Consider the following 26,999-nt stretch of genomic DNA (forward strand, 5'->3'; position numbering starts at 1 on the left):
AACCGGAACCGGCCGTTCCCACAGCCTTACCCCAGTTTCACGCGAGGCTGGCAGACTTGCCCGCCAGGGCGCGAAAGCGCTGCACGAAGGGATCCACGCAAGGAGATCCGGATGACGATGGCAGGGAATCTGCGGAAGGTCACGGGCCTGGGCAGGGCCGGCGGCCTGCGCCGGGTGGCGCGACTGGCCCGGCGGCGGCCCCGCGTCGACCTGAACCATCACGCGCGGTCCCCGCTGGGTTCCTCGGTGGTCAACTGCGTGACGTACGAGGACGGGGTCCGGGTCCCCGAATGCAATGACCTCTACTCGGCGGTGGAGCGGGTCCGCAAGAAGGGCGAGGGGTTCGTCTGGCTGGGCCTGCACGAGCCGACGGACAGCGAGTTCGCGGGCATCGCCGAGCTGTTCGACCTGCACCCGCTGGCCGTGGAGGACGCGGTGGAGGCCCATCAGCGCCCCAAGGTGGAGCGGTACGGCGAGACGCTGTTCGCGGTGTTCAAGACGGTCTGCTACGTCGAGCACGAGAAGCTGACGGCGACCAGCGAGGTGGTGAACACCGGCGAGATCATGCTGTTCGTCGGCGCGGACTTCGTGATCACGGTGCGGCACGGCCGGCACGGCTCGCTCGGGCCGCTGCGCGAGGAGCTGGAGGCGACGCCGCATCAGCTCGCCAAGGGACCGGCGGCGGTGCTGCACGCGATCGCGGACCATGTGGTCGACGACTATCTGGACGTCACGGACGCGGTGCAGGCCGACATCGACCAGGTCGAGGCCGACGTGTTCGCGGAGAACGGCGCGCGGGCCGACCCCGGGCGGATCTACCAGATGAAGCGTGAACTCCTTGAGCTGAAGCGGGCGGTGGTGCCGCTGGGCAGGCCCATGGAGGAGCTGACCACCCGGCCCGCGCGGCTGATCGCACCGGAGATACAGGCCTATTTCCGGGACGTGCTCGACCACCTGATGCGGGCCAAGGAGCAGATCGCGTCCTTCGACGAACTGCTCAACTCCATTCTGCAGGCGCATCTGGCGCAGGTGACGGTCGCGCAGAACGAGGACATGCGGAAGATCACCGCCTGGGCCGCGGTGATCGCGGTGCCGACGATGGTCTGCGGGGTCTACGGCATGAACTTCGATCACATGCCGGAGCTGCACTGGCGGTTCGGCTATCCGCTCGTCATCGGCGTCATATCCGCGGCCTGCCTGGTGCTCTACCGGGGCTTCCGGCGCAACGGCTGGCTCTGAGGGACCGCGGCCGGCGGTACCGGGGACCGGAAACGGGTGGCTCGCACGGTGGTCAGCCGTTCCACGCCGGATGCCTCGGGTCGTCGGCGCGGACCAGTACGTCGGCCGAGCCGGCGGGATCGCTCTCGGCTTCGTAGCGCTCGAAGGCGGGCAGCGTCCAGTGTTCCGGCTCGGGGGTGCGGCGGCGCAGCGCGCCGGGAGACAGCAGGAGGTGGACGGTCAGGTCGAACGGGAACCAGTGCCGCAGGAGCAGCGGCCCGTGCAGCAACAGGACGCCGCCGGGAGGGAGTTGCGCGTAGGGACTGCGGGTGGCGCGGTCGGTCGCCGGGTCCCACAGGTCGGGCAGGACCCGTCCGGTGCCGCCGGGATCGAGGGGGCCGAAGACCTCCCGCCACAGGGCGTTGGTGTCGAACCAGCCTCCGTAGTAGGACTCGGCGTCGCGGCGGCCGTGTTCCAGACGCAGTGAGGCGGGACGCAGGAAGCCTTCCGTGCCGACGACGAGCGAGGGCCGGCCCCGCAGGCGCAACGCCTCCGCGACGCGCTCCGCGAGGTCCCCGGGCCGGGCGGCCGGGGCCCCGTCGAGGGCGACACGCGGCCAGGCACCTCCGTCGGCGGGCGTCAGCCCGGCCAGCCGCTCGGCGAGGCGTTCGGCGAGCCGGTCCCAGGTGATCGCTTCGAGTCGCACCCGATCATGATGCCGGGTGGCCGGGGCGGTGGACGTGCCGGGGCCGGGGCACCGCGCGGAGGGTCGTCAGGATGTCCGGCGCGCCCGTCGCCGCACGAACGTGGGATCCCGCGTCCTGAGGGGGAATGAACCGCGTATGACTCGTCTGGCAACTCCCCCTCACCACGGCGGACTTCTGGTGGTGCAGCCGCTCCGGCACAAGCGGTGTGCGGCCTGCAGGCGGGGGCCGCTGTCGATGCTGGTGCTGGAGGACGGGGCGCCGCGGTGTCTGGTGTGTGCCGATCTCGCGCACCTGGTGTTCCTGCCGCGCGGGGACACCGCGCTGACCCGGCGCTCCCGGGAGGAGAGCGCGCTGTCCGTGGTGGTGGTGCGGTTCAACCGGCGAAGGAGCCGGTACGAACGGCAGGGCGTCCTCGTCGAGGAGGACGCGCTGGCCAGAGCCGAGGCGCGGTGTCTGGCCGACGGCGAGGCGCGGCGGCGGCGCCGGGCGCGGGACGCGAGGCGGCGGGCGCAGGAGGACGTGCGGTTCACGGCGGCCTTCGCGGCGGAGATCCTGCGCCTGTTCCCGGGCTGTCCGGCGGAGCGGGCCCTGGCGATCGCGGCGCACGCGTCGGTGCGGGGCAGCGGCCGGGTGGGGCGGACCGCGGCCGGGCGGGCGCTCACGGAGGGAGCGGTGGTCTCGGCGGTGGTGGCGGGGGTACGGCATGTGGACACGCCCTACGACCAGCTGCTGATGAACGGGGTGCCCCGGTACGAGGCGCGGCGGCGGATCGCGCGGACGGTGGAGGCGGTGCTGCGGGACTGGGAGGCAGGGGTGGAGATCCGCCTGACCGGCTGACGCCGGGAGCGGGGCGGGCGTGGGTGCGGAGTCGAGGGGCGACGGTGTCCGAGGCGAGTGGCGAGAGTGAGTGTGGTGGTCGTGATCGACGGACCGTACGCAGTGCTGGTCCTGCTGGGAATCCTGGGGACCGGGCTGACGGCGGGGGTGTTCTTCGGGTTCTCGGCCTTCGTGATGCGCGGGCTGGCCGCGTTGCCCGCGGCGCAGGGGGTCGCGGCGATGAACGCGATCAACCGGGCGGCGGTGACGCCCGCCTTCATGCTGGTGTTCGCCGGGTCGGCGGTGCTGTGCGTGATCATCGCGGTGGTGACGTTCGTGGTGTGACCGGACGACGGGAAGACCGAGCTGCTGCTGGGCAGCGCGCTGTATCTGTGCGGTGCGTTCGGGATCACCGCGGTGGCGAACGTGCCCCGGAACGAGGCGCTGGCCGCACTGGAGCCGGACACTCCGGAGGCCGCCGCCCACTGGCCGGTGTACGTGCGCGAGTGGACGCGGTGGAACCATGTGCGCACCCTCGCGTCGGCCGCGGCGGCGGTCATATACGTACTCGCCCTGCCCTGAGAGCGCCTGCTGCCCCTGTTCCTGGGGCGGCCCCGCGGAGAGCCCGCGGCCGCCCGGATCGCTCCCGGATCCCGGGCCCGGGAGAGGTCGCTCAGAGCGCTGTCAGCCGCTCTGCGGGTCCGGCCGAGCGGACGTATCGTGGCCGCAAGGGTGCCGCTCCATGACGCATGGCCTGGGCCATCGCACGCGAGGAAGTCGACCATGGCCGATCCCAAGGGTTTCATGACCACGCCGCGGGAGGAGTGGCCCCGGCGGCCGGTCGAGGAGCGGGTCCGGGACTGGGACGAGGTGTACGTCCCCGGCGCGCTGCTGCCGATCATCAGCAAGCAGGCGGACCGCTGCATGGACTGCGGGGTGCCGTTCTGCCACGACGCGTGTCCGCTGGGGAACCTCATCCCGGAGTGGAACGACCTGGTGTCGCGGGAGGACTGGCGGGCGGCGGCCGACCGGCTGCACGCGACGAACAACTTCCCCGAGTTCACCGGGCGGCTGTGCCCGGCGCCGTGCGAGGCGGGGTGTGTGCTCGCCATCAACCAGCCGGCCGTCACGATCAAGAACGTCGAGTGTGCCATCGCCGACCGGGCCTGGGCGGACGGGCTCGCCTCGCCGCGGCCGCCGGAGCGGCTGTCCGGGCGGACGGTGGCGGTGATCGGGTCCGGTCCGACCGGTCTCGCGGCGGCGCAGCAGCTGACCCGGGCCGGTCACACCGTCGCCGTGTACGAGAAGGACGACCGGCTGGGCGGGCTGATGCGGTACGGCATCCCCGCCTTCAAGATGGAGAAGCACCATCTCGAACGGCGGCTCGGGCAGATGCGGGCGGAGGGCACGAAGTTCCGTACGTCGGTGACGGTGGGACGGGACATCGGGGCGGCGGAGCTGCGGACGCGGTACGACGCGGTGGTGATCGCGACGGGTGCGACGGCGTGGCGGGAACTTCCGGTGCCGGGGCGGGAGCTGGCGGGGATCCACCAGGCGATGGAGTACCTGCCGCTGTCCAACCGGGTGGGTGAGGGGGATCTGGAGCGGTCGCCGCTGTCGGCGGCCGGCCGGCATGTGGTGATCGTGGGCGGGGGCGACACGGGGGCGGACTGCCTGGGGACGGCGGTGCGGGAGCGGGCCGCGTCGGTGACGCAGCTGGACATCTACGCGCAGCCGGGCGCGGAGCGGGACGAGGACATCGAACCGTGGCCGACGTATCCGAAGATCTACCGGCTGTCGGCGGCGCACGAGGAGGCGCGGGACCTGGAGACGGCGCCCGACGCGCACGCGGACGCCCGGCTGTTCGCGGCGTCCACGCTCCGCTTCACCGGTGACGGGAGCGGGCGGGTGCGGGCGCTGCACCTGACGGAGGTGGACGCGGCGCGTCGGCCGCTGCAGGGCACCGGCCGGGAGCTGCCCGCCGACATGGTGCTGCTCGCGCTCGGTTTCTCGGGGCCCACCGCGGAGGACGGGCTCGTCGACCAGCTGGGGGTGGCGATGGAGCCGCGGGGGACGATCGCCAGGGGCGCGGAGTTCGCCACGAACGTGCCCGGTGTGTTCGCGGCCGGGGACGCGGCGCGCGGGCAGTCGCTCATCGTCTGGGCGATCGCGGAGGGCCGGGCGGTGGCGGCGGCCGTCGACCGCTACCTGACGGGGAGTTCGCAGCTGCCGTCGCCGATCTCACCGTACGACCGGCCGATGACCGTGTAGATACGCCTGAGAGGTGACCGCCGTCCCGGCTCGCCGGAGCCGGTGAGCCGGGAGGGGCGGCGGGTCACGGCTTGCGGCCCACCGCCGCGTAGCCGGGGATCACCCCGTCGTCCTGGCCGGGCACCGGCTCGCCCAGTTCCGGATGCCAGTGGTGGACCACGCGGACGCCGGGTTCGACCAGTTCCAGGCCGTCGAAGAAGCGGCCGAACGCCTCCTCGGAGCGCAGTGCCAGGGTGACGCCGGCCGCCTTGAGTTTCGCGGTGGCCGCCGCCGACTCCTGTGGAGTGAAGTCGGCGGTGGCGTGGGTCATCGTCAGGTAGCTGCCGGACGGCAGTTCGGCGAGGAGCCTGCCGACCAGTTCGTGCGCGCCGTCCTCGTCGGGGACGAAGTGGAGCAGGGCGACCAGCGACAGCGCGACCGGGCGGTCGAGGTCCAGGATCTTGCGCGCGCCGGCAACGATCGCCGCCGGGTCGCGCACGTCGGCCTGGAGGTACTCGGTCGCGCCCTCGGGCGTGCTGCGCAGCAGGGCGGACGCGTGGGCCAGCACGATCGGGTCGTTGTCGCAGTACACGACCCGGGCGTCGGGCGCGACGCCCTGGGCGATCTGGTGCAGGTTGGGCTCGGTCGGTATGCCCGTGCCGATGTCCAGGAACTGCCGCACGCCCCGCTCGGCGAGCCAGCGGGTGGCGCGGTGCATGAAGGCCCGGTTGACGCGGGCCATCACCGGCACCCGGGGGTCGAGGGCCAGCATCTGCCGGCCCATCTCCTCGTCGACCGGGTAGTTGTCCTTGCCGCCGAGATACCAGTCGTACATGCGTGCCGGGTGCGGCTTGCTGGTGTCGATCACGAGGCTCTCCGTAAGCGTCGGACAGGGTTGACGATCAATTCAGCACCATTACAAAGAAGTTGAACAAGACAAAGGGAACAGCTTCAGGAGAGCAGGAAGTCGGCCTCCCCCGCCTTGGCGCCCTCGATGAAGGCCGTCATCTCGTCCGTGGTGTAGATCAGCGCCGGTCCGTCGGGGTCGGTCGACTGGCGGACGGCGATCCGGCCGTCGGCCAGCTTCATCGCTTCCAGGCAGTTGCCGCCGTTGCCGCCGCTCCACGGCTTGTGCCAGCCCTCACTGCCCAGGTCCCGGGCGGGCATGCCGTTGTAGATCCGCTCGGTGCGGTTCCGCGGCCCGGACTGGGGTTTGATGCGATCCATTCACAGCTCCTTGCGGAGATCCCGGAGGATCTCCTTCGTGCGTTGTGCCGTAGCGGCCTGCGCCGCCATGCGGTCCATGACCTCCAGGTGGCTCGCCACCTCGGCGCGCGCGTCGAGGTAGACGGCGCCGGTCATGTACTCGCTGTAGACCATGTCCGGCAGTTCGGGCATGGCGAATCGGAACAGCACGAAGGGCCCGTACGTCCCGGGGTGCGGCCCGCTCGCGAACGGGGCGACCTGGAGCGTCACGTTGGGCAGCTTCGTGACCTCTAGCAGCCGGTCGATCTGGGCGCGCATCACCTCCGGACCGCCGACCGGGCGGCGCAGGACGGTCTCGTCCATCACGGCCCAGAAACGGGGGGCGTCGTCACGGGTGAGCAGATCCTGGCGCTGCATGCGCAGGGCGACATGGCGCTCGATCTCCTCGGGCTGGGTCTGGCCGACCGCGCCCGACCTCAGCACCCCGCGCGCGTACTCCTCGGTCTGCAGGAGGCCGGGCACGAAGTGCGGTTCGTAGGAGCGGATCAGGCTCGCCGCGCCCTCCAGGCTGACGTACATGGAGAACCAGCCGGGGAGGATGTCGTGGAACCGCTGCCACCAGCCGGGCCGGTTGGCGTCCTCGGCGAGCCGGACGAAGAGGTCGGCCTCCTCGTCGCCGACCCCGTAGGCCTTCAGGAGCAGTTGGAGGTACGGGATCTTGAGGGCGACCTCGGCCATCTCCATGCGCCGGACGGTGGCGGGGGCCACGCGGAGCACGTGGGCGGCCTCCTCGCGCTTGAGTCCGGCGCGTTCCCGCAGGTCGAGGAGGCGCCGTCCGAGGACCACCTGGCCCACGGTCGGCGCGGACCGCGGCTCGCTCACGCTCCACCTCCACGAAGTTCCCCGGGCGGGCCGTCACTTGTGCCCGCCGGCGGTATGGCCGGCGCCACATACAGGTGTCACCCGGCTCTGGACGTCAGCGGCACGCTGACAGCCCAGCGGCGCCATTCGAAGACTCGTCCGTGGGTCCGACGGGGTCACCGAACCGGACGGTATGACCGAATTGACCGTAACGGCCGAAAACTTCCCACTTCGATCGCATCCATCACTTTGGCCGGATCGGTCCGCCGGATCCTCACTGATCCCAACTGGCGCCGCTCGACATGCTGTTGCGAGCAGTGTGCCATGGCGTCCCACCGCGTCACACAGCACTCTGCATTTTTCAGAGTGACTCTTGCCAAGTGTTCACGGCGGGGCGATAGTGGCAAGCGTGATTCCGTCCCCGCCCTTAGGAACAGACGCCGCCGCGGACCGTCCCGGTCTCGGCGCCTCCGCGGTTGTCGCCCCTGGTGGGGGCGTTGCCGAGCGCCGGTTCCGGTTCGAGCTGGCCGCTCATCCGGGTTCCCCCGCACAGGCGAGACGCCTGGTGCGCGCCCGGCTGACCGGCTGGTCGGTCTGCGCGGACACCTGTGACACCGCCCTGCTCGTCATCTCCGAGCTGGTCACCAACGCGATCGTGCACACCGCGACCAGTCGCGTCGTGTGCGAGGTGCGGGACCACGACGGCACGGTGCGCATCGCCGTGCAGGACGAGGGCTGTGCACCGGATGAGCCCCACCCGTCCCCACAGCGTCCTGAGGAGGAGCACGGGAGGGGGTTGCTCCTCGTCGAGGCGCTGTGCCGGGCATGGGGAGCTCAGGAGCACGGTTCCGGGCTGCTGGTCTGGGCGGAGCTGCCGCACCGGTCCGCCGCCCAGGACTCCGCCGAGCCCCGCGACGACCTGGGATGGGGCGCCCGCCCCGACCCGGGCCCGTCGCGCGGCTCGTCCCGGGGACCCTCGCGCGACCCGTCGCACGGGCCCGCGCACAGCCCGGTCCACCGTCCCTCGCCCGGTTCCGGGGAGGAGGGGCAGTCGGACGCGGCGCTGCGCCCGGTGCCCGGGCGGAGGCGGGCGTGAACGGCATCCCCGGTTCCGGCCGGTCACTGGGCCTGGACACCCTGGTCCGGCTGCAGCGCGGCCGGCCCTCGGCCGCCGCCGACGGTGACCGCAGGCACCCGGTGCCGGAGGGCATGACGACCCCGCTGGGCTGCGACGCCGTGGCCGTACCGGCCCGTCTCGGGCCGCTGGTGATCCCCCGGCTGCCGCGGGTCGGATGCGTGTACGCCGACGGTACGCGCTGGTGGTGGATCGTCCCGTCCGACTCCGACTACGCGCTCAGCTGGCCCGCCCCGGCCCACTACAGTCCGGGCGCCCCGCTCCCCGGCGCCGCCCGGCTGATCCACCGCTCCGCGGGCACGGTGCCGTACACCCCGCCGATACCGCTCTACCTCGCCCTGTGCCGGGTGACGGGGACGACACCGGAGTGGTCCCGCCCCCTGAGCGCCTGACCCGCGCACGGTCCCGGCCGACGGCGGCGCGGGACACGCTGCCCCGGGACCCGCCGCCGCAGGGCCCGCTGCCCAGGACCCGCCGCCGCGGGGAACCGGCCGCCGTGCGCGACGGCCGCGGCCGGGACCGCGCGTCGGGGACGACGGCCCGGGAGAAGCCGCCGTGCCGGACACCGGCCCCGCCTCCGCACCCCCGCCGCACTCCCCCGTGCCCCGCGAGCCCCGCCGTACGCCCTGCCCGGGTGCCGCCGAGGCCGCGATAGTGGCCGTTCGTCCACGGCCCTGGGGAGGAACGCGGTGACGAAGAGGCGGGACACGGCGGCGTCCGAGGTGTCGGAGTCGGAGCGGCTGCTGTTCGGGGGGCCGCTCCGCTACGACATGGGCTGGAACCAGCACCGGGACGCCTTCCTGGAGCTGGACCTGCGGGCGATGCTGACCCGCCTGCCGGGAATGCTCATGTCCAGCCTGCGGCTTGCCCGCCAGGCGGATCCGGGTGCCGCGCGCGTGGTGCTGGCCGCGCAGGTGGCCATCGGCGTGACCCAGGCGGTCAGCCTGCTGGCCGTCAACAGCGTGCTGGGCCGGCTGATCGGCGGCGGATCCATCGAGGAACGGCTGCGCGGCGCCGCCCCGGCCCTGGTGACCATGGCCTCCGTGCTGTTCGTGGCCGCCGTGCTGCGCGCCGCCTCCACCTACGCCACCGGCCGCCTGGAACCCAAGGTCGAGCGGGTGGCGACCGAGATGTACCTGGAGCGCGCGGCGGCCGTCGAACTCGCCGCGATCGAGGACCACGCCTTCCACAAGCTGCTGGACACCGCGCAGTACGGCGCCTCCTCCGCCCGGCGCATGATCATGTACGGCACGCGCGTGGTGAACGCGATGATCTCGCTGATCGCCGCGGCCGGCGTGCTGACCGTGCTGCACCCGGCGCTGCTGCCGCTGCTGATCACGATGACCATCCCGAGCGCGTGGGGCGCGCTGACCAACGCCCGGCGCCGCTACGAGTCGTTCCACACCTGGGTGCAGCACGCCCGCGCCGGTCAGCTGATCAGCTCGCTGCTCACCGAGCCGGAGGCGGCGCCGGAGATCCGGGTGCACGGGGTCGGCCCGTTCCTGCTGCGACACTTCCGGGCGATGTCGGAGACGGCGGAGGCGGAGCAGGCCCGGCTGGCCCGGCTCGCGGCGCGCACCGGCCTGATCGCGGCGGCCTGGACGGGGCTGGCGACGGTCGCCACGTACGCGACGCTGGGCGGGCTGCTGCTGAGCGGGGCGATGGCCCTGTCGGTGGCCGGTACCGCGGTGATCGCGATCCGGACCGGTTCGGCGAGCCTCAACACGCTGGTGCTGGAGGTCAACACGCTGCACGAGGAGGCGCTGTTCGTCGGCGACCTGGAGCGGCTGTACGTCGAGGCCGCCGAGCGGGCCATCCCGACCGGCGGTGACACGCTGCCGGACGACCCGCGGGAGATCCGCTTCGAGAAGGTCACGTTCACCTACCCCGGCGACGCCACCCGTCCCGCCCTGGACGACGTCTCCCTCACGCTCCCGCTCGGCCGGATCGTCGCGCTGGTCGGCGAGAACGGCTCCGGGAAGACCACCCTGGTCAAGCTGCTGGCCGGGCTGTACCAGCCGGACCGGGGCCGGATCCTGTGGGACGGCGTCGACGCGGCCCGCGCCGACCGGCACCGGCTGGCCGAGCGCATCGCGATGGTGGCCCAGGACTTCAAGCGCTGGCCCTTCACCGCCAAGGTCAACGTGGCCGTCGGCCGCTCGTCGGCGCCGCTCACCGAGGAGCGGCTGACCCGGTCGGTGTCGGAGGCGGGCGCCGAGGAGGTGGTCGAGGACCTGCCGCGCGGCCTGGACACCCTGCTGGCCCGCAACTTCAGCGGCGGGCACGAGCTGTCCGGCGGTCAGTGGCAGCGCCTCGGCATCGCGCGGGCCGCCTACCGGCGCGGGCACATCCTGATCGTGGACGAGCCGACGGCCGCCCTGGACGCCCGGGCCGAGCTGGAGGTCTTCGAGAAGATCCGCGCGCTGGCGGGCGGCGGGCAGACCGTCGTCCTGATCACCCACCGCCTGGCGTCGGTGCGCCACGCCGATCTGGTCCACGTCCTCGACCAGGGCCGGGTCGTGGAGTCCGGGACCCCGGACGAACTCCTGGCGAGCGGCGGCGTCTACGCGGAGCTGTACGCGCTCCAGGCGGACCAGTTCACGGCCGCGGTGCCCGCCCGCAACACGCCCTAGCCCTGGGCTCCGTCGCCGCCGCGCACGATGACCAGGAACGTGTCCGTCGCCAGGTCCATCACGACCTCCGCGGGCATGCCTTCGAGCCGCCGCGCGTGCGCGAACTCCTCCGCCGGCCATGATCCCCGCGGCCCGCCTGCGGGAAAGCCTTCGAGCACGGTTCGCCCGTTCACCATCCTGCGCCTCCAACAAGTGCGTCGTACTTGTTGAAGTCAACGCTCCGGAGAACGCGAACGGCTCGGCCGGTGACGGTACTGAGACATAGCCGACACGCCTTCGGCGCGGAGGGTGAGAGTCCGTTGACTTTCGGCCACCTTCGTGACCGTTCGTGTCAGTCTTCGTACTCGTCGTGATAGCGCACCCGGTCACTGCCCGCCGGCAGCCGGCCGAGCGCCGTCAGGTCGAGCAGGGAGTCGGTCGAGCCGATTGCGTCGAGAGCGCGGCCGTGGGCCGAGTAGGTGTGGAAGACGCGGTCGTGCTCGCGCAGGAAGCAGCTGATCCCGGGCCGTTCGACCGGGTCGTCGTCGACCACCAGGGTCGCCCCGAAGTCGCGGTTGAAGTCGCTGTGGCGCGAGGAGTACCAGGGCAGCGTCCAGCCCATCCGCGCCTTGAACGGCAGGATCCGGGTGAACGGGGCCCGGGACACCACCGCGAACGAGGTGCCGCGGGCCCGCAGATGGGCGAGGTGGCCGATCTGGTCGAGGAACGCGGAGCAGTTGGGGCAGCCCGCCTCCCACTCCGGGGCGAACATGAAGTGGTAGACGATCAGTTGGGCGCGTCCCTCGAAGAGGTCGAGCAGGGTGGCCTTGCCGTCGCCGCCTTCGAGGACGTACTCGGGGTCGACCTCGACCATCGGGAGCCGGCGCCGTTCGGCGTTGAGCGCGTCCCGCGCGCGTGTGAGCGCCTCTTCCTTGAGCAGTAACTCCTCACGCGCGGCACGCCACCGCTCGCGCGAGACGATCTCCGGAAGCGACATGGGCCCTCCTGTACGACGGTCGGTTCCGGGTGCTGACCGCCGCGGGACGCGGAACTCATCGCCGCCGCCGAATATTTTTTCCGCGCGGCCGGAGCGCGGCGTTCCGCGGGCCCCGGCGGCGGGGGACGCTCACCGCCTCGACGTACCGCCCGGTCCTCGGGGCGGGCGAGCCGGACCGCGCATCCTGTCCTGGCCCTGTCGCACACCGGCCGGGACGAGGACGCTGGCCGCACCACCTCCTGGAAGGAGCCGGGCATGCTCCTCGGCACCTGGAACCTAGAGAACCTCTACCGACCCGGCAGCCCCTACGGCCCCAAGGACAAGTCCGCGTACGAGGCGAAGCTCGCCGCCCTCGCGTCCGTGATCACCGCACTCGACCCGGCGCTGCTCGGCGTCCAGGAGGTCGGGGACCCCGACGCCCTGCGGGATCTGACGGACCTGCTGGACGGCGACTGGCACACGGCCCTCTCCTCGCATCCCGACGGCCGGGGCATCCGCGTCGGTTTCCTGGCGCGCGCCGAACCGGCGGTGGTCGCCGACACGGCGGCGCTCCCGGCCCAGCTGGACCCGGTGCAGACCGACGATTCGGGCGCGACCGCCACCGCGGCCGGGCGCGGGTTCCTGGCCGTCACGGTCCCGACCCCGGCCGGTCCGCTGACGGCGGCGGTCGCCCATCTCAAGTCGAAGCTGCTCGGCTATCCCGGCGGCCGCTTCGCACCGCGTGACGAGGGCGAACGCGCGCGCTACGGGGCGTACGCCCTCTTCCGGCGCGCCGCCGAGGCGACGGCCCTGCGGGCGCTGGCGGACGAACTCCTGGACGGCCGGGGCACCACCAGGGACGTGGTGGTGCTCGGCGACCTCAACGACGAGGTGCAGGCGGCCACCACGCAGATCCTGCTCGGGCCGCCCGGCTCGGAGATCGGCACCGCCGGCTACGACCGCGCGGACCGGGGCGACGCCGTACGGCTGTGGGACACGGCGCCGCGGATACCGGCCGAACAGCGCTACTCACGCGTCGACTCGGGCCGCCGCGAACTGATCGACCACCTCCTCCTCAGCCACCGCCTGGTGCACCGTCTGACGGCGGCGGGCACGGGTCTGCCGGGTGCCGCGGCCCCGCCGGACCTGCCGTCGGTGGGCGAGGACCCGGCGGTGCGCCGCGGGGCGCCAGGGTCGGACCACGCTCCGGTGTGGGCGCGCTTCGGGGACTGAGACCGGGCGGCCCGGCCGCCTACGCGGCGGCCGGCATCCTCGGCACCCTGAGTCCGAGCCGCCGTCCGCCGTGCTCCAGTCGGGCCGCCAGGTCCTCCAGTTGCCGGATGTGCCGGGCGGTGAGGTGTCCGGTCTCGTCGAGGTGCACGGCGCACGCGGTGGTCGTGTCCACGAGCCGTTCGAGCACCGCGGCCACCGCGTCGGTGCCCTCGGAGTGCCGGGCCAGGGCGGGGAGTTCCGCGGCGGCGAGGGCGATGGCGGTGCGGGCCTCGGCGAGGGTGCGGTAGGCCTCGCGGCGCAGGGCCCAGCGTTCGCCGCGGTCGGCGGACTCGCCCAGGACGTGGCCGAGGTAGGCGTGCGCGGCCCGCCCGGCGGCCGCGAGCCGGGCCCGCACCCCGCCGCCCCGCTTCCCGGCCATCGGCAGATGCCCCACGACCAGCACGATCGCGCAGGCCAGCAGCGTCTCGCCGATGCGGCCGGCGGAGGCCTGCGGTTCGCCGCCGGCCATGACCAGGGCGAGCACGAGGACGGTGGCGGCGGCGGTCTGGGCGGCGAAGTGCCGGGTGGCCACCGGCAGGACCGCGCCGCAGACGGCGACCAGCGCGACCAGCCCCGCGGGCCGGGGCAGTACGGCGGCGAGGGCCGCGAAGACGAGGGCGCCGAGAATGGTCCCGGCGGCCCGGCACAGCACCCGGGAGGCGAGCGGTCCGAGGTCGGGCTTGACGAGGAAGACGGCGGTGGCGGGCAGCCAGTACCAGTGCTGGTGCTCGCCGTACCAGCGGGCGTGGTGCAGGGCCTGGGCGAGGCCGGCGGCGGCCCCGAAGCAGAGGGCGACGCGCAGCCCGTACTCCCGGCCGCCGCTGCCGAGCGCGGCCCGCAGGACCTCCTTCGGGCCGCGGCGCCGGACGGGCGGCCGGTGCCCGCCGTCACCGGCGCGGTCGAAGGCCTCGGCGGCGCGCAGCAGGGCGTCGTCCAGGGCGCGCAGGGCGGGTGCCGACCGGGACGGCGCGGGCAGCGGTCCGCTGCCGCGGCCGTCGCGGACCGCGGTGGCGAGCCGCCGCGGGCCCTCGGCGGCCCGGTCGGAGATCCGTTCCGCCGCCCAGGCCAGCGCGGTGGCCGCCTCGGCGAGGGGCAGCGCGGCGGCGTACTGCGCGTGCAGCCGGCGCTCGGCGGCGGAACTTGCGTGGCGCCGCAGCCGGGGCCCGGTGAGCGCGTCCTGGGCGTGGTCGAGTGCGGCGGTGAGCGCTCCGCGCCGTTCCAGGGCGGTCTCGGTGCCGACGGCGGTGAGCAGGTCGGCGACGGCGTCGTACACGGCGGCGACGGCGTGCCGTTCGCCGTCGAAGCGGTAGTCGCCGGCGAGTGCGCCGGGGGTGGGCAGGGCGAGGCGCAGCGCCAGCAGCCAGCCGGCTCCGGCGAGGAAGGCGAGGGCGCGCTGCCAGCCCGCTTCGGGCACCGGCATTCCGGCGCCGACGGCGGCGGCGACCAGGAACTGCGTCCCGGCCCCGGAGGCGACCGGCCCGGCGGCGCTCGTGGCGCCCGCGACCAGGCCGAGCACGGTGAGCAGCAGGGTCAGGGGCAGGGCGGTGAGGTGGGCGCCGCCGTAGGTTCCGGCGAGCAGTCCCGCGGCGCCGGCGGCTGCGGGCGCCCCGAGCCGGCGCACGGCGGCCCGCCTGCTGCCGGGCCGGTCGTTGATCCCGGCGAGCATCGCGGCGATGGCGGCGATCACGCCGAGGGAGGTGTGGTGGAGGACGACCGAGGCGAGCAGGAGCGGCCCGGCAGCCAGCGCCCCTCTCGTCACGGCGCTCCAGGGCACGGGCCCGCGCTGTGCGCGCAGGGCGTGGGCGAGCCAGGGCGGCGGGGCGACACGAGGGGACACGGGGCTCCTGTCCGGGCGAGGGCGGGGTGTGCCTTCGGACGACGGTGGCCGGGCTGTCGGCTTCGGTGTTCCCAGGGTAGGCGGTGTTCCCGTACGGAAAGGTCCCGCCGTATGTCGGAGGTGTGACAAGAGGGACGGAGAGCCGTGTTCTTCATGAACGCAAGGTCAGGGGAACGGGAGCGGGCCCGGGGGCGTAGCCTGCCCCCGGGCCCCGGAGAGCCGCCCATCGTCACACGCCGGCACACTTGAGAACCCGGGTCAGTCGTGAGGTCGCCGCGTCCTTCCTTTGGACCACCACGCATCGAGCTGCGCGGGCAGGACTTGAACCTGCATTTCGACGTGCTGGGGCCCGGGCCCGTTCGATCCGGCGATCGGCGGCGAATGCTGAGTCTGGAGCGAGAGTCTGAGATTCAACGCGGTCCGCCCCGTGTTCTGTGGGGTACGACCGCTCGTCACGACAAGGCTCAGCTTCAGCTTTGCGCTCCTCGCGCACCCCGGCCGCACAGGGCCGGGGAGTCTGGAATCGGTTATCCGAAGAGATAGCCGAACACGGCGTCACCGACCCGCTGGTCGACGACGTCGGCGCCGTTCGCCTCCTCGCGGGCGAATTTGACGGCCTGCTGCAACTTCTCGACCCGGTCGAGAAGTTCGTTGATACGCCGGGCGGGCAGGGCACCGGAGAACTTGACGGTGGTCCAATATCCCACCGGAATGTCCTCGTAGTAGACCTCGACCTGCGCCGGGTGTTTCTCGGTCGCCTCGGCCTTCACGTGGTTGCGGGGGACCTTCTTGGTCCGCAGGGTCCGCACCGGCTCGGTCTTCCAGGCGTCGGTGGAGGGGTCCTGCACCCACGACTCGGACGCGTCGAGCACGGGCAGCTTCCGCACGAAGGTGTTGAGGTCGACGAGCTGCTTCTCCAGGAACAGCAGGTAGGCGACGGGTACGCCGGCGACGAGTACCCGGCCGTCCACGGTCACGTCGGCCGTGGCCTCGCAGTTGGCCCAGTCCTTGGTGGCGGTCACGTCGAAGAGCCGCGTCAGCGTGGCCGAGGTCTCCCGCAGCACGTCCTCGGCCTTGACCTGGACCCGCGTGGACTCGGGCGGCAACTGCTCGCCCTCCTCGTCCTTCGGCTGATAGGTCCGCGAGATACCGGCCAGCAAAGCGGGCTTCTGCAACCCGTGATGAGCTGCCGTCAGGTCCTGATGCGCCTTGGACTTGATGCCCTTCTCGACCGCGATGATCTGATTGAGTTTCGCCACGTGGAGGAAGGTAGCAGCGCCGACTCGGCTGTTTCCAACGGATTTTCGAGCGGCGAAGGGATGTGCTGCGCGAGGCCGGTCGAATACCGTCCGCGAGACGTTCTCACAACTCCCTGATATTGCGGTGCCGGTGCCGGGTCGGCGGATGGTCCAGTTCCTCCGCGACGCGGAGCAGGGCGTCGGGCGGAGCCGCCCGCAGCCGTTTGCGGGCCTCGGTGCGAAAGGCCCGCAGCGCGGCCCTGGCCGTCGACTCGTACGGCCCCTGGGGCCGGGCGTTGAAGGCCCGCGGGTAGGTGTACGCGGTGAAGGCCCGCACGACGGGCACCGGCACGGGACGGCGGCCGGCGGTGCGCCGGAGGGACGACTCCGCTGCCGAGTAGCGGAGTTCGGTGAGCGCGTGGAAGGTGAAGGGGCCCGGCAGGCCGTGCGGCCAGTACGCCGGGCCGGTGCGGTGCCTGCTGGGGACGTGGTGGACGGTGCGTGAGATGGCGGCCTCCGAGATGTCGCCGGCGAGCGCGGTCCGGGCCGCGCACGGTCCGGACCCGGGCGGTGCCCCCGCACGTACCGTCTCCGCGGGCGCGCCGTGTCCGCGGGCCCAAGGCTGACGGCCGAAAGCCGCTCCGTCCAACGGATATCGGGGTGCGCTCGGGGTCCGGTGTCCGGATGATCGGGACGCCGCCCGTCGTCTGCCCGAGGAACCGCCGTGATCCGTCGTGTCATCACCCCCGCCCTCTTCCCGCCCCCCGGCTACGCGCACGTCTCCGTCGTCGAGGCCGGTACGCGGCTCGCGTTTCTCGCCGGGGCCGTGCCGCTCGACGCCGACGGGCGGCTGGCTCCGGGTGATCCGGTGCGGCAGGCCCGGCAGGCCATCGCCAATCTCGGTGAGCAACTGCGGTCCGTGGGCAGCGATCTGGAGCACGTGGTGGCGACCGACGTGTACGTCGTGAGCGGTGATCCGGCCGAACTGTCCGCCGTCTGGCAGGTGGTCAGGGCTTCCGGGATCGGTGCGGGGCCGCATTCCTCGACCCTGCTCGGTGTGGCCTGCCTCGGGTACACCGGGCAGCTGGTGGAGATCACGGCCACGGCCGTGGTGCCCGCGGAGCCGGTGCTGCGCCGGGCCGCGGGAGCGGACGCCGGTGCCGTCGCCGACGTCTGGCTGCGGTCGTTCTCCGCCGCCCTGCCCACCGTCGTCCGGCCCCGTGCCGACGACGAGGTACGGGCGTACTTCCGGGACGTGGTGGTGCCGGAGCGGGAGACCTGGCTCGCGGAGGCGGACGGCCGGGTGGTGGGCGTGATGGTGCTCGACGGGGAGCTGCTGTCCCAGTTGTACCTGGACCCCGGGTGGCGGGGGCGGGGTCTCGGCGACCGGTTCGTCGCGCTGGCCAAGGAGCGCTCGCCGCAGGGGCTCACGCTCTGGACGTTCCAGGTCAACAAGCCCGCCCACCGGTTCTACGAGCGGAACGGCTTCGTCGCCGTCGAGCGCACGGACGGCAGCGGCAACGAGGAACGGGAGCCGGACGTGCGCTACGTCTGGCGGCCCTGAGGCGCGGCGCCGGATCCGGCCGCGCCCCACACCCGGCGCTTGGGCAGCGGCTTCGCCCAACTGCCCGCCCGGCTGGTGGTGAGCCCCAGCGTCACCAGTGATTCCGCCAGTTTCACCGCCGCGCCGACACCGTCGACGACCGGGAGCCCGAGCTTCTCCCCCACCGTCCTTTGCAGCCCGGTCATCCCGGCGCAGCCGAGGACCAGGACCTCGGCGCCGGCGTCCCGGGCGCGTTCGGCCGCCGCGAGGAACGCGGCCTCCGTGCGCCCGGGGTCGCCTCCGAGGTCGAGGACGCCCAGTCCGGTGCTGGTCACCGCTGCGCAGTTGCGGGCCACGCCGGCCGTCTCCAGGCTGTCCTCGATCTGCCCGCGCGAGCGGTCCAGGGTCGTGACGACGCCGTACCGGCGTCCCAGCAGACACGCCAGGTGCGCGGCGGCCTCGGTGATGTCCACGACCGGCACGTCGACCAGTTCCCGTACGCCCTCGCGGCCGTGCTCCCCGAAACCGGCCATGACCACCGCGTCGTACGGCGGGCCGTGGTACGTCCGCAGCGCGTCGAGGACCGCCGCAGCCGAGAGGTAGCTGTCGAGCCAGCCCTCCGCGGATTCCGGGCCCCAGTGGGGGGTCAGACCGGTCACGGTGGTGCCCGGGCCTGCGGCGGCCCGGGCACCTTCCACGATCTCCTCGGTCATCCCGCGTGTGGTGTTGCAGTTGGTGACGACGATCCGCACGGTCGTCAGACCTCCTGCGGCGCGGCGGCCCGTTCGGCGCGGCAGAGCGCCGCGTACAGCCCGGCGCCCAGGGCCGTGCCGATGAACCAGGAGTACGGCGCCACGTCGCCGAACGTCTTCACCAGCGCGAGAACCGCCGCGACCGCCGCCGACGGCAGGAACGCCCACAGGGCCTTGGGGTTGACGCCCCCGCGGTAGTGGTACGGCGATCCCGGCGTCGCGTCGAACAGCTTCCCGACGTCCACGCGGCCGCGTTTGACCCAGTAGTAGTCGACCATGATCACGCCGAACAGCGGGCCGAGGAACGCGCCGAGGCCGCCCAGGAAGTAGTTGACGACGGTGGGGTTGGAGAAGAGGTTCCAGGGCGTGACGACCAGGGCGGCGACGGTGCTGATCATGCCGCCGACCTTGAAGCTGATCTTCTGCGGCCAGACGTTGGCCAGGTCGTACGCCGGTGAGACGAAGTTGGCGACGATGTTGACGCCCATGGTGGCGACCGCGAAGGTCAGTGCCGCCACCACCAGGACCCAGGTGTTGCCGACCTTGGCGACCAGTTCGGCGGGGTCGGTGATGGCCTCGCCGAAGACCTCCAGCGAGCCGGCGGTGACGATCACGGAGACGACCACGAAGGCCGTGGAGTTGACGGGCAGGCCCCAGAAGTTGCCGCGGCGGACGGTGCGGTAGTCGGGTGCGAAGCGCGAGAAGTCGCAGAAGTTGAGCATCAGCGTGCCGTAGGTGGCCAGGATCAGGCCGATCGCGCCGAACCACTGCCGCCACTGTTCGCCGGCGGAGACCGGGTGCGGGGTGGAGGTGAGCGAGATGGTCCAGTGCGCCCTGGCCAGGATCCAGACCGCGAGGGCGATCATCACCAGCCAGATCGCGGGGCCGCAGAAGTCCTGGAACTTCCGGATGGTCTCCATCCCCCGGCTGATGATCGCCGCCTGGATCAGCCAGAGCGAGACGAAGGAGATCCAGCCGAGCGCGTCCAGGCCGAGGAAGGAGTGGCGGGTCCAGGATTCCAGGCCGGGCCAGGCCGCCAGCAGCATCACGTTGACGGCGACGGACGCCAGGTAGGTCTGGATGCCGTACCACATGATGGCGATCACGGCCCGGATGAGTGCCGGGACGTTGGCGCCCCAGACGCCGAAGCTGATCCGGCTGACCACCGGGAACGGCACGCCGTGGCGCTGGCCGATCCGGCCCATCCGGTTCATGCCGACGTAGATGAGCACGAAGCCGGCGAGGAGGGAGGTGAAGACCTGCCACACGTTCATGCCGAGGACCAGCAGACCGGCGGCGAAGGTGTAGTTGCCGAGGTTGTGGACGTCGGACATCCACATGGCGAAGAGGTCGAAGACCTTCCAGTTCCGCTTCTCGGCGGGGGCGAGGTCCTCGTTGGTGAGGCGGGGATCGGGGCGGAACGCGGGTGCGCCGGTGGCTTCGGCGCGGTCGGCCAGGGACACGGGGCCTCCAGGGACTACGAGGGCTGCGGGGAGGGTGTGGAGGGTGGCTGCCGGGCAAGTGGTGCGCGCGTTTGGTATACCAAACTGCCGTCATGGTCCTCCCGTCAAGCGTTGCGACCGATGTCCGTCCCGTTACGGCTCCGTAAAAGCCCCCGCGGTCGGCGAAGATGGCCCCATGGGATCCCCCTCGACGAAGACCGAGCCCCTGGGCGCGGTGCGCGAACGCGTCCTCGCGACCCTGCGGCAGGACATCATCGCGGGGCGGCTGGGCCCGGGCGACCGGCTGGTCGAGCGCGAACTGGCCGAGCGGTTCGGGGTGTCCCGGGTGCCGGTGCGCGAGGCGATCCGGGCCCTGGTCGCCGAGGGCTTCGTCCTCTTCGAGTCGGCCCGCCGGACCGTCGTGCGCCGGCTGACCCCCGCCGACGTCCGGGAACTCTTCGAGCTGCGCGAGGCACTGGAGGTCTACGCGGCCGGGCTCGCGGCGGCACGGGCGACCCCGGGGGCACTGGCCGAGCTGCGGGAACTCCTCGACCGGGCGGCCGCCGCGACGCGGGCCGGGGACGCCGAGACGATCACCGACATCAACACCCGCTTCCACGACCGGATCCTGGCCCTGGCCGGCAACAGCCTGCTCATCTCGGTGATGGAACCGGTCGACGGCCGGCTGCGCTGGCTCACCCGGCGCAACGAGGAGTGGCCGCACCTGCTCGCCGAACACCGCGAGCTGTACGACGCGATCGCCTCCGGCGACCCGGACCGCGCCCGCGCGAGCGCCCTCGGCCACGTGCGGGCCAACCACCGGTCGACGGTACGGCACCTGTTCGGCGAGGAGGCCGAGCAGCGGCTCTGACCCGGGACCGCCGCTCCACCGGCGGCCGACGGGCGGCGGCGCCGCAGGGGCGGGCCGTCCGGGTCAGAGTCCGGCCGCCTCGGCCGCCGTGCGCAGGACGTCGCGGAGCATCTCGGGGGTGAGGCGGCCGGTGAAGGTGTTGCGCTGGCTCACGTGGAAGCAGCCGAACAGGTCCAGGCCGCCGAGGCCGACCCGGGTGCCGTGGGCGAAGGCCGGCCGGGGCCGGGGCACGTTCCAGCCGGCCGCGGCCAGCGCGGGCAGTGCCGCCTGCCAGCCGAAGGCGCCGAGCACGACGGCCGCGCGTGCGGTCGGCCGCAGCAGCGTCAGCTCCTCGACCAGCCAGGACCGGCAGGTGTCGCGCTCCGCGGGAGTCGGCTTGTTGTCGGGCGGGGCGCAGTGCACGGGCGCCGTGATGCGCACGCCGTACAGCTCCAGGCCGTCGCCGATGCGCTCCGCCGTCGGCTGCGAGGCGAGCCCGACGTCGTACAGCGCCTGGTACAGCACGTCGCCGGAGCGGTCGCCGGTGAACATCCGGCCGGTGCGGTTGGCGCCGTGCGCGGCCGGTGCGAGCCCGATGATCAGCAGCGGCGCGTCGGCCGGTCCGAAGCCGGGCACGGGCCGCCCCCAGTACGTCCAGTCGGCGAACGCGGCGCGCTTGGTGCGGGCCACCTCCTCGCGCCAGGCGACCAGGCGCGGGCAGGCCCGGCACTCGCTGATCCGCTGGTCGAGGAGGGCGAGAGGGGCGGGCGAGGAGTCGGGCGGGCGGGGCACGAGGTCAACGGTAGAGCCACGGGGCCCGGTGCGGGCGGGAGGTGCCCGGTCGGCGGCCGTGCCGCACCGGCGTCCGGGAAATCGGCTCCGTGTCTCCCGGCCCGGCGGGCTAAGGTCGGGGCATGGCTTCTGAGGACGCGGGCTCGAGCACCGGGCACGACAGCGGTGGGACGGCGCGTCCCGCCCCGGCCGAGCCTGCCGGCGGCACCGCGGCTCCCGCCGCGCAGGCCGCCGGTTCCGCCCCCGCACCCGATCCGGCCGCTGTCGCCGCGGCCGTCGCCGCCGCCGAGGCCGCGGGTCCGGCTCCCGGTGAGAACGTGCGGATCGACAGCTGGATCTGGGCCGTGCGCCTGGTCAAGACGCGTTCGATGGGTGCCACCGCCTGCCGGGGCGGGCATGTCCAGGTGAACGGCGAGCGGGTCAAGCCCGCCCACTCCGTGCGCGTCGGCGACGAGGTACGGGTGCGTCAGGAGGGACGGGAGCGGATCGTCGTCGTGAAGCGTCTGATCCGCAAGCGGGTCGGCGCCCCGGTGGCGGCGCAGTGCTACGTCGACAACTCCCCGCCGCCCCCGCCCCGCGAGGCCTTCGTCCCCATCGGCCTGCGCGACCGCGGCGCCGGCCGCCCCACCAAGCGCGACCGGCGCGATCTGGAACGGCTGCGCGGCCTCGGCGGGACGGGCGGCGCGGGTGGACCCGGCGGCGCGGGCGGACCGGGCCGGCCGGGCGGCGGACGCTGATCCGGCGGCTCCCGGCTCGGCCCTCCGCCCCGTGGTGCGCGCGGGCGTCAGGCCCGTGACCGGAGCAGGCCCCACAGTCGGGCGTTCTGGCCGCGCCGGGCCCAGGCGATCAGCGCCAGCGGGACGATCAGCACGAGCGGGGTCGCCGCGTTCTGGCCGTCGAAGACGGTGAGCTGGACGATGAACGCGCCCACCATGAGCGCGCTCAGCGCCGTCGCCGCCACCGACTGCAGCACCGGGACCAGCAGGGCGACCGCACCGGCGAGTTCGAGCGCTCCGATGGTGTACATGCCGGCGCTGCCCCAGCCGATCCTGTCGAAGGACTCGACGGCCGTCGGGTGCGCGATCAGCTTGGGCAGCGCGCTCGCGCCGGCGTAGAAGAGGGCCAGCAGCACCTGCACCGTGCGCAGGGCCGCGCGGGCCGCCCGGCGGCCACGGGCGGTCGCCGGACCGGCGGCCACGGAGGCGGGAGCGGTGAGAGCGGCGGAGGCGGCGGACTCGGTCATGGGGTTCTCCTGGGGAAGCGGTCCCTGATGCTGTCACCGGGGTAGACCCGCGACCCGCGGAGAACTCATCGGCCGCCGGGGGCCGTTGCCGGCCGGCGTCACCGGCGGCGCCCACCGTGCGTCCGTGCCCGGCGTGCCGCCGCTTCCGGCTACGCCGCCGGTACCGCCTTCACCCACGTGCCGTCCTCGGTCAGGTACTCGGCGACCCGCAGGCCCGCCTCGGCGAGCGCCTCCTCGAACTGCTCACGGGTGAGCGGCCGGGCCAGGAACGTCTGCGTCCAGGCCGCGTCCGGGAACTCGTACTCCACACGCACCGAGTTCACCCCGTCCCCGACCGGATCCGCGGCCACCACCCGCACCGTGTAGCCGGCGGGGTCGCGCCGCTCTCTCGGGACGTCCGCGTGGTAGCCGGCGCCCTCCCGCTGGACGAGGACGCAGCCGTCGTCGGCGACATGCGCCGCGCAGGTGCGCAGCAGGCCCCGGCGCACCTCCGCGTCCCCGGCGTGCACCAGGAAGGAGGCGAGCATCACCACGTCGAACTTCTCGGCGAGGTCGAGCCCTTCGATGGTGCTGTGCACCGTGCGCGCGCCGCGGACGCGCTCCAGCATCTGCGCCGACTCGTCCACCGCGGTGACCGTGAAGCCGCGTGCCACCAGCGGGTGGGTCATCCGGCCGACGCCGCTGCCCAGTTCCAGGATGGAGGCGCCGGCCGGGACCGCCGCCTCGACGATGTCCGGCTCGCCGCCGACGGACAGGCGCGCGTAGAGCTCGACCGCGCAGCCGTCCGGGGTGATCGCACCGGGGCCCGTCCCCTCGTACCCGTCACGCATCTCGACCGTCATGCCCGTTCAACGGCTCACCCCGGTCGGGACGTTCCCGCTCCGGCGTCACCCTTCCCAGGGAAACCAGCCGTGTCCGAGGTACCAGTGGCCGCCGGACCGCAGGTGGTCGCCGACCGCCCGCTCCACCGACGTGCGCCGGGGCAGGTCCGCCACCGGCAGGTCCGGGGCGCCGAAGACGAACTGCACGACGGTGGCGTCCACCGGTTCGGTGTCCTCGCGGCCGGGCCGGAAACGGTCCTGGAAGCGGACGATGTTCGAGTCCGCGCGCAGGTGGCGCCTCAGCTGCGGGTCGAGCAGCCAGGAGTGACAGGTCGCGGTCTCGTACCGCTCCTCGGGGAAGTGGCGGGGGAAGAACTCCCGCGCCAGGGCCAGGGAGCGGTCGCAGGCGGCGGGGGTCAGCGGACCGCGGTGGTCGGGGATGTGCAGGTTCAGGCAGGGCCGGCCGGGAGCCGCGGATCCGGCCGGGCCCGCCGGTGCGGCGCTGATCGCCCGGGCCGTGCGCTCGCCGAGCCGGGCCCGCTCGTACTGCAGCCGGCCCAGCTGGAACAGGTCGCCGCGGAAGTGCCGGACGAGCCACGCCGCCTGGACCGCCGACAGCCCTCCCCTGCCGTACCTCCCGCGGTGCAGCGCCATGGTGCGCCCGAGGTCGGCGAGCGTGTGCCGGGACACGTCGGCGGGGACGCCCCGGGCCCGGTGGCGGGCGCGGGCGTGGGGCAGCGCGGCGACGAAGGCGTGGACGAGGAGGTACCCGTCCAGTGTGGCCGGAGCGGCGGCGGCGAGTTCACCGAACCTGGACTCCTCGTCCGGGCTCTGGGCGGCGGCCGTGGCGCCGGTGATCTGCTCGGTGCAGGCGGTGAGCAGCCGCAGCACTCCGGGATCGGCGGTCACGGCCCGCCGCAGGCCCACGACCGTGTTGATGTCCTCGTGCGGCACGGCGAGGTCGATGAGCAGGTCGGGCAGGTCGTCGGCGTCCGGCAGCACGGCGGTGTCCCCCTTGGTGAACGTCCTGGTCGAAGAGTACGTTGCAAGGAGGAGTGGTGATCCATGGTGCGTACGGGCAGTGAACCGGCGACCGCGCGCAGTGCGCTGCGGGCCCGGTTGTGGCTGAGCGTGTGGGGCGTGGCCTGGGCGATCTTCGGGACGGCGGCGTTCGCGCTGGTCGGCCGGCCCGGCTGGGCGGCCGCCTGCGGCGTGCTGTGGCTGGTGGCCACCGCCGACATGGTCATGATCCTCCGGCACATCCGGCAGGGCCCGCACTACCAGCCGGGCCGGGACGTGCCGCCTTACCCGCCCGCGGACGGCGGTCCGCGGCGCCTGCGGCAGCACGGTCATCCGTGAGCGGCCGGCCGCTCACCCGGCGTCGTCGAAGCGCGCCGCCTTGAGGTACTCCGGGTTGGGGTCCAGGGCGGCGGCCAGCCGGAAGTGGCGTATCGCGAGGTCGGCGCGGCCCTGGCGCTGGTAGGTGCGGGCGAGCGCGAAGTGCGCGAACGCGTTGTCCGGCTCGCGCTCCAGGACGATGGTGAACTCCAGCTCGGCGGGGCGCAGTTGCGCGGCGGCGAAGAAGGCACGCGCGCGCAGCAGCCGGGCGGCGGTGTTCTCGGGGTGGGCGGCGATCACTCCGTCGAGCAGTTTCACCGCACCCCGCGGGTCCCGCGCGTTGAGCAGTTGCTCCGCGGCACGGAAGTCGATGACGTGCGTCTCCGGGGTACGTCCGGTCGAACCGCTGGTCTCGGGCACGGCAGAGTCCTTCCCTCACTGAAGCGGTTCAACGCCCGGACGGGTGTCCGCTATTTCGAGGACGCGTGACGGCTACTGAGGCCGCCGTCCCGGGCCCTGCGCGCGAGGTCGGCCCACACTTGCGTGACCCGCCGTTCGAGGACGTCCAGGGGGACGTCGTTGTCGATCACGATGTCGGCGATCTCCAGGCGCTCGTCGCGTGTGGCCTGGGCGGCCATGCGGGCCCGCGCGTCCTCCTCGGACATGCCGCGGAGCCTGGTCAGCCGGTCGCGCTGGGTCTCGGGGGCGACGTCCACGACGACCACGACGTCGTAGAACGGTGCGAGGCCGTTCTCCGTGAGGAGCGGGACGTCGTTGACCACGACGGCGTCGGGCGCGGCCGCGTCCTCCAGCTCGCGGGACCGGGCACCGACCAGGGGGTGCACGATCGAGTTCAGGACGGCGAGCCGGTCGGGGTCGGCGAAGACGATCGAGCCCAGCTTCGGCCGGTCCAGGGCGCCGTCGGCACCGAGCACGTCCGGCCCGAAGGCCTCGACGACGGCCGCGAGGCCGTCCGTGCCGGGCGCGACGACCTCCCGCGCGATGCGGTCCGCGTCGACCAGCACCGCGCCGTGCCCGACGAGCAGCCGCGACACCTCGCTCTTGCCGGCGCCGATCCCGCCGGTGAGGCCTACTTTCAGCATGTCCCGAAGCTTAGGGCCTGCCGCCGGGACCGCCTCTGACGGGATCTAGTTCTCGCCCTCCCGCTCCGCGAGGAAGCGTTCGAACTCCAGGCCGATCTCGTCCGCCGAGGGGATCTCGACCGGCTCGGCGAGCATGTTGCCGCGGGTCTCGGCGCCCGCCGCCGCGTCGTACTGGTGCTCGAGGCCCTGCACGAGGGCGGTGAGTTCCTCGTCGCCCTCCTGGACCTGGCGGTCGATCTCCGTCTGCGTGCGGTGCGCGTCCGTGCGCAGGCCGTGCGCGATGCCCGGCAGCACCAGTCCGGTGGCGCCCGTGACGGCCTCCAGCACGGTCAGGGCCGCGTCGGGGTAGGCGGAGCGGGCGATGTAGTGCGGGACGTGCGCGGCGACGCCGAGGACGTCGTGGCCGGCCTCCATGAGGCGGTACTCGACGAGCGCCGCGGCGCTGCCGGGCACCTGGGCCTCGTCGAAGGGGCTGCTGTGGCCCGGGACGAGGTCGGTGCGGTTGCCGTGCGGCGTGAGGCCCACGGGACGGGTGTGCGGGACACCCATGGGGATGCCGTGGAAGTTCACGGACAGCCGGACACCGAGCCGTTCCACGATCTGGCGTACGGCGGCGGCGAAGCGCTCCCACTCGACGTCCGGCTCGGGACCGGACAGCAGCAGGAACGGCGCGCCCGTGGCGTCCTGGACCAGCCGGACCTCGATCCCGGGCTCCTCGTACTCCGTCCAGCGGTCCCGCTTGAAGGTCAGCAGCGGGCGGCGCGCCCGGTAGTCCACGAGCCGGTCGTGGTCGAAGCGGGCGACGACCTGGTGGGGCAGCGAGTCGAGGAGCCGGTCGACGATCTGGTCGCCGGTCTCACCCGCGTCGATGTATCCGTCGAAGTGGTAGAGCATGACAAGACCGGCCGACTCCTGGGCCAGCGCCATGTCCACCACGGCGAGGCCCTTCGGCTCCCATGCGTACAAACCCTGCGGATCAAGCACTGT

General features: G+C 73.3%; 29 protein-coding genes and 2 pseudogenes. 13 read left to right on the forward strand and 18 right to left on the reverse strand.

Features of this window, described 5'->3' with window-relative positions; translation table 11 throughout:
- Positions 1–111 precede the first annotated feature (111 nt).
- Positions 112–1,239 carry a magnesium/cobalt transporter CorA gene (corA, locus tag ACIQOE_RS00955; RefSeq protein WP_399008483.1) on the forward strand — a complete coding sequence of 376 codons (1,128 nt, stop codon included), beginning with the start codon at positions 112–114 and terminating at the stop codon, positions 1,237–1,239.
- A gap of 52 nt (positions 1,240–1,291) precedes the next feature.
- On the opposite strand, the gene ACIQOE_RS00960 is transcribed toward corA, so the two are convergent.
- Complete coding sequence (locus ACIQOE_RS00960; protein WP_401408793.1) at positions 1,292–1,924, reverse strand: uridine kinase; 633 nt, start codon at positions 1,922–1,924, stop codon at positions 1,292–1,294.
- A 136-nt stretch (positions 1,925–2,060) separates the two neighbouring features.
- On the opposite strand from ACIQOE_RS00960, the gene ACIQOE_RS00965 reads away from it, so the two are divergent.
- The 3 genes and pseudogenes from ACIQOE_RS00965 to ACIQOE_RS00975 all read left to right on the forward strand — a co-directional run bounded on the left by ACIQOE_RS00965 (position 2,061) and on the right by ACIQOE_RS00975 (position 5,012).
- A complete protein-coding gene (locus tag ACIQOE_RS00965) occupies positions 2,061–2,762 on the forward strand; it encodes a DUF2293 domain-containing protein (protein WP_401408796.1) in 702 nt (233 codons plus the stop codon).
- An 81-nt stretch (positions 2,763–2,843) separates the two neighbouring features.
- Positions 2,844–3,323, forward strand: a pseudogene (locus ACIQOE_RS00970) (DUF1772 domain-containing protein).
- Between the two features lie 201 nt (positions 3,324–3,524).
- Complete coding sequence (locus ACIQOE_RS00975; RefSeq protein ID WP_351326349.1) at positions 3,525–5,012, forward strand: glutamate synthase subunit beta; 1,488 nt, start codon at positions 3,525–3,527, stop codon at positions 5,010–5,012.
- A 64-nt stretch (positions 5,013–5,076) separates the two neighbouring features.
- On the opposite strand, the gene ACIQOE_RS00980 is transcribed toward ACIQOE_RS00975, so the two are convergent.
- From ACIQOE_RS00980 to ACIQOE_RS00990, 3 genes are all read right to left on the reverse strand, one after another.
- Positions 5,077–5,859, reverse strand: a complete 783-nt coding sequence (locus ACIQOE_RS00980; protein WP_351326351.1) for an SAM-dependent methyltransferase — start codon at positions 5,857–5,859, stop codon at positions 5,077–5,079.
- An 83-nt stretch (positions 5,860–5,942) separates the two neighbouring features.
- Positions 5,943–6,218: a DUF397 domain-containing protein gene (locus tag ACIQOE_RS00985; RefSeq protein WP_123978005.1), complete on the reverse strand. Its 276-nt coding sequence runs from the start codon at positions 6,216–6,218 to the stop codon at positions 5,943–5,945.
- Positions 6,219–7,079: a helix-turn-helix transcriptional regulator gene (locus ACIQOE_RS00990; protein ID WP_351326353.1), complete on the reverse strand. Its 861-nt coding sequence runs from the start codon at positions 7,077–7,079 to the stop codon at positions 6,219–6,221.
- A 502-nt stretch (positions 7,080–7,581) separates the two neighbouring features.
- Between ACIQOE_RS00990 and ACIQOE_RS00995 the strand changes: the two genes are divergently transcribed.
- From ACIQOE_RS00995 to ACIQOE_RS01005, 3 genes are all read left to right on the forward strand, one after another.
- Positions 7,582–8,154 carry an ATP-binding protein gene (locus tag ACIQOE_RS00995; protein ID WP_401410063.1) on the forward strand — a complete coding sequence of 191 codons (573 nt, stop codon included), beginning with the start codon at positions 7,582–7,584 and terminating at the stop codon, positions 8,152–8,154.
- On the forward strand, positions 8,151–8,585 hold the full coding sequence (locus ACIQOE_RS01000; protein ID WP_351326355.1) for a hypothetical protein: 435 nt from the start codon (positions 8,151–8,153) through the stop codon (positions 8,583–8,585). Before ACIQOE_RS00995 ends, ACIQOE_RS01000 begins: the two co-directional genes overlap by 4 nt.
- A 378-nt stretch (positions 8,586–8,963) precedes the next feature.
- The gene (locus ACIQOE_RS01005) at positions 8,964–10,826 is read left to right on the forward strand and encodes an ABC transporter ATP-binding protein (protein ID WP_362639660.1); all 1,863 of its coding nucleotides are present in this window, start codon (positions 8,964–8,966) and stop codon (positions 10,824–10,826) included.
- Here the strand turns inward: ACIQOE_RS01005 and ACIQOE_RS01010 are convergent.
- Positions 10,823–11,002: a hypothetical protein gene (locus ACIQOE_RS01010; RefSeq protein ID WP_351326356.1), complete on the reverse strand. Its 180-nt coding sequence runs from the start codon at positions 11,000–11,002 to the stop codon at positions 10,823–10,825. The genes ACIQOE_RS01005 and ACIQOE_RS01010 overlap by 4 nt on opposite strands.
- A 155-nt stretch (positions 11,003–11,157) precedes the next feature.
- A complete protein-coding gene (locus tag ACIQOE_RS01015; protein WP_351326358.1) occupies positions 11,158–11,802 on the reverse strand; it encodes a DUF899 domain-containing protein in 645 nt (214 codons plus the stop codon).
- 255 nt (positions 11,803–12,057) lie between these two features.
- On the opposite strand from ACIQOE_RS01015, the gene ACIQOE_RS01020 reads away from it, so the two are divergent.
- Positions 12,058–13,014, forward strand: coding sequence for an endonuclease/exonuclease/phosphatase family protein (locus ACIQOE_RS01020; protein WP_401408803.1), 957 nt, complete (start codon positions 12,058–12,060; stop codon positions 13,012–13,014).
- A gap of 19 nt (positions 13,015–13,033) precedes the next feature.
- Here the strand turns inward: ACIQOE_RS01020 and ACIQOE_RS01025 are convergent, their stop codons facing one another.
- From ACIQOE_RS01025 to ACIQOE_RS01035, 3 genes are all read right to left on the reverse strand, one after another.
- Positions 13,034–14,890, reverse strand: a complete 1,857-nt coding sequence (locus tag ACIQOE_RS01025; RefSeq protein ID WP_401408806.1) for an FUSC family protein — start codon at positions 14,888–14,890, stop codon at positions 13,034–13,036.
- Between the two features lie 527 nt (positions 14,891–15,417).
- Positions 15,418–16,149: a hypothetical protein gene (locus ACIQOE_RS01030; RefSeq protein WP_351326364.1), complete on the reverse strand. Its 732-nt coding sequence runs from the start codon at positions 16,147–16,149 to the stop codon at positions 15,418–15,420.
- Positions 16,150–16,252: 103 nt separating this feature from the next.
- A complete protein-coding gene (locus tag ACIQOE_RS01035; protein WP_401408809.1) occupies positions 16,253–16,777 on the reverse strand; it encodes a hypothetical protein in 525 nt (174 codons plus the stop codon).
- Positions 16,778–16,954: 177 nt separating this feature from the next.
- On the opposite strand from ACIQOE_RS01035, the pseudogene ACIQOE_RS01040 reads away from it, so the two are divergent.
- Both ACIQOE_RS01040 and ACIQOE_RS01045 read left to right on the forward strand, forming a co-directional pair.
- Positions 16,955–17,182, forward strand: a pseudogene (locus ACIQOE_RS01040) (RidA family protein); the annotation flags it as partial.
- A 57-nt stretch (positions 17,183–17,239) separates the two neighbouring features.
- On the forward strand, positions 17,240–17,692 hold the full coding sequence (locus ACIQOE_RS01045; protein WP_362639661.1) for a GNAT family N-acetyltransferase: 453 nt from the start codon (positions 17,240–17,242) through the stop codon (positions 17,690–17,692).
- On the opposite strand, the gene ACIQOE_RS01050 is transcribed toward ACIQOE_RS01045, so the two are convergent.
- Both ACIQOE_RS01050 and ACIQOE_RS01055 read right to left on the reverse strand, forming a co-directional pair.
- Positions 17,674–18,423, reverse strand: a complete 750-nt coding sequence (locus ACIQOE_RS01050) for an aspartate/glutamate racemase family protein (RefSeq protein WP_399008469.1) — start codon at positions 18,421–18,423, stop codon at positions 17,674–17,676. The two genes, ACIQOE_RS01045 and ACIQOE_RS01050, sit on opposite strands and share 19 nt — an antisense overlap.
- Before the next feature lie 5 nt (positions 18,424–18,428).
- On the reverse strand, positions 18,429–19,886 hold the full coding sequence (locus tag ACIQOE_RS01055) for an NCS1 family nucleobase:cation symporter-1 (RefSeq protein ID WP_401408812.1): 1,458 nt from the start codon (positions 19,884–19,886) through the stop codon (positions 18,429–18,431).
- A 175-nt stretch (positions 19,887–20,061) separates the two neighbouring features.
- Here ACIQOE_RS01055 and ACIQOE_RS01060 point away from each other — a divergent pair, with 175 nt between their 5' ends.
- Complete coding sequence (locus tag ACIQOE_RS01060) at positions 20,062–20,736, forward strand: GntR family transcriptional regulator (RefSeq protein WP_365555385.1); 675 nt, start codon at positions 20,062–20,064, stop codon at positions 20,734–20,736.
- A gap of 63 nt (positions 20,737–20,799) precedes the next feature.
- On the opposite strand, the gene ACIQOE_RS01065 is transcribed toward ACIQOE_RS01060, so the two are convergent.
- Positions 20,800–21,507 (reverse strand): uracil-DNA glycosylase, encoded by a 708-nt coding sequence (locus ACIQOE_RS01065; protein WP_365555383.1) that lies wholly within the window; start codon positions 21,505–21,507, stop codon positions 20,800–20,802.
- A gap of 122 nt (positions 21,508–21,629) precedes the next feature.
- On the opposite strand from ACIQOE_RS01065, the gene ACIQOE_RS01070 reads away from it, so the two are divergent.
- Positions 21,630–22,244, forward strand: a complete 615-nt coding sequence (locus ACIQOE_RS01070) for an RNA-binding S4 domain-containing protein (protein ID WP_399008466.1) — start codon at positions 21,630–21,632, stop codon at positions 22,242–22,244.
- A 47-nt stretch (positions 22,245–22,291) separates the two neighbouring features.
- Here ACIQOE_RS01070 and ACIQOE_RS01075 read toward each other — a convergent pair whose 3' ends face one another.
- From ACIQOE_RS01075 to ACIQOE_RS01085, 3 genes are all read right to left on the reverse strand, one after another.
- A complete protein-coding gene (locus ACIQOE_RS01075) occupies positions 22,292–22,750 on the reverse strand; it encodes a DoxX family protein (protein ID WP_351326374.1) in 459 nt (152 codons plus the stop codon).
- A gap of 149 nt (positions 22,751–22,899) precedes the next feature.
- A complete protein-coding gene (locus ACIQOE_RS01080) occupies positions 22,900–23,580 on the reverse strand; it encodes a class I SAM-dependent methyltransferase (protein ID WP_351326398.1) in 681 nt (226 codons plus the stop codon).
- Positions 23,581–23,637: 57 nt separating this feature from the next.
- Entirely contained in the window at positions 23,638–24,573 is a 936-nt protein-coding gene (locus ACIQOE_RS01085; RefSeq protein WP_401408817.1) for an acyltransferase domain-containing protein, read from the reverse strand.
- Between the two features lie 63 nt (positions 24,574–24,636).
- On the opposite strand from ACIQOE_RS01085, the gene ACIQOE_RS01090 reads away from it, so the two are divergent.
- Positions 24,637–24,930 carry a DUF6343 family protein gene (locus tag ACIQOE_RS01090; RefSeq protein WP_401408820.1) on the forward strand — a complete coding sequence of 98 codons (294 nt, stop codon included), beginning with the start codon at positions 24,637–24,639 and terminating at the stop codon, positions 24,928–24,930.
- Between the two features lie 12 nt (positions 24,931–24,942).
- On the opposite strand, the gene ACIQOE_RS01095 is transcribed toward ACIQOE_RS01090, so the two are convergent.
- From ACIQOE_RS01095 to ACIQOE_RS01105, 3 genes are read right to left on the reverse strand one after another with little or no spacing between them, the layout of a single operon-like run.
- A complete protein-coding gene (locus ACIQOE_RS01095) occupies positions 24,943–25,329 on the reverse strand; it encodes a tetratricopeptide repeat protein (RefSeq protein ID WP_351326380.1) in 387 nt (128 codons plus the stop codon).
- Between the two features lie 50 nt (positions 25,330–25,379).
- Positions 25,380–26,012: a dephospho-CoA kinase gene (coaE, locus tag ACIQOE_RS01100; RefSeq protein WP_401408823.1), complete on the reverse strand. Its 633-nt coding sequence runs from the start codon at positions 26,010–26,012 to the stop codon at positions 25,380–25,382.
- A gap of 45 nt (positions 26,013–26,057) precedes the next feature.
- Positions 26,058–26,996, reverse strand: a complete 939-nt coding sequence (locus ACIQOE_RS01105; RefSeq protein WP_365555373.1) for a PAC2 family protein — start codon at positions 26,994–26,996, stop codon at positions 26,058–26,060.
- Positions 26,997–26,999: the final 3 nt, after the last annotated feature.

The sequence above is a fragment of the Streptomyces sp. NPDC091282 genome (assembly GCF_044757385.1).
Classification (GTDB): domain Bacteria; phylum Actinomycetota; class Actinomycetes; order Streptomycetales; family Streptomycetaceae; genus Streptomyces; species Streptomyces gramineus.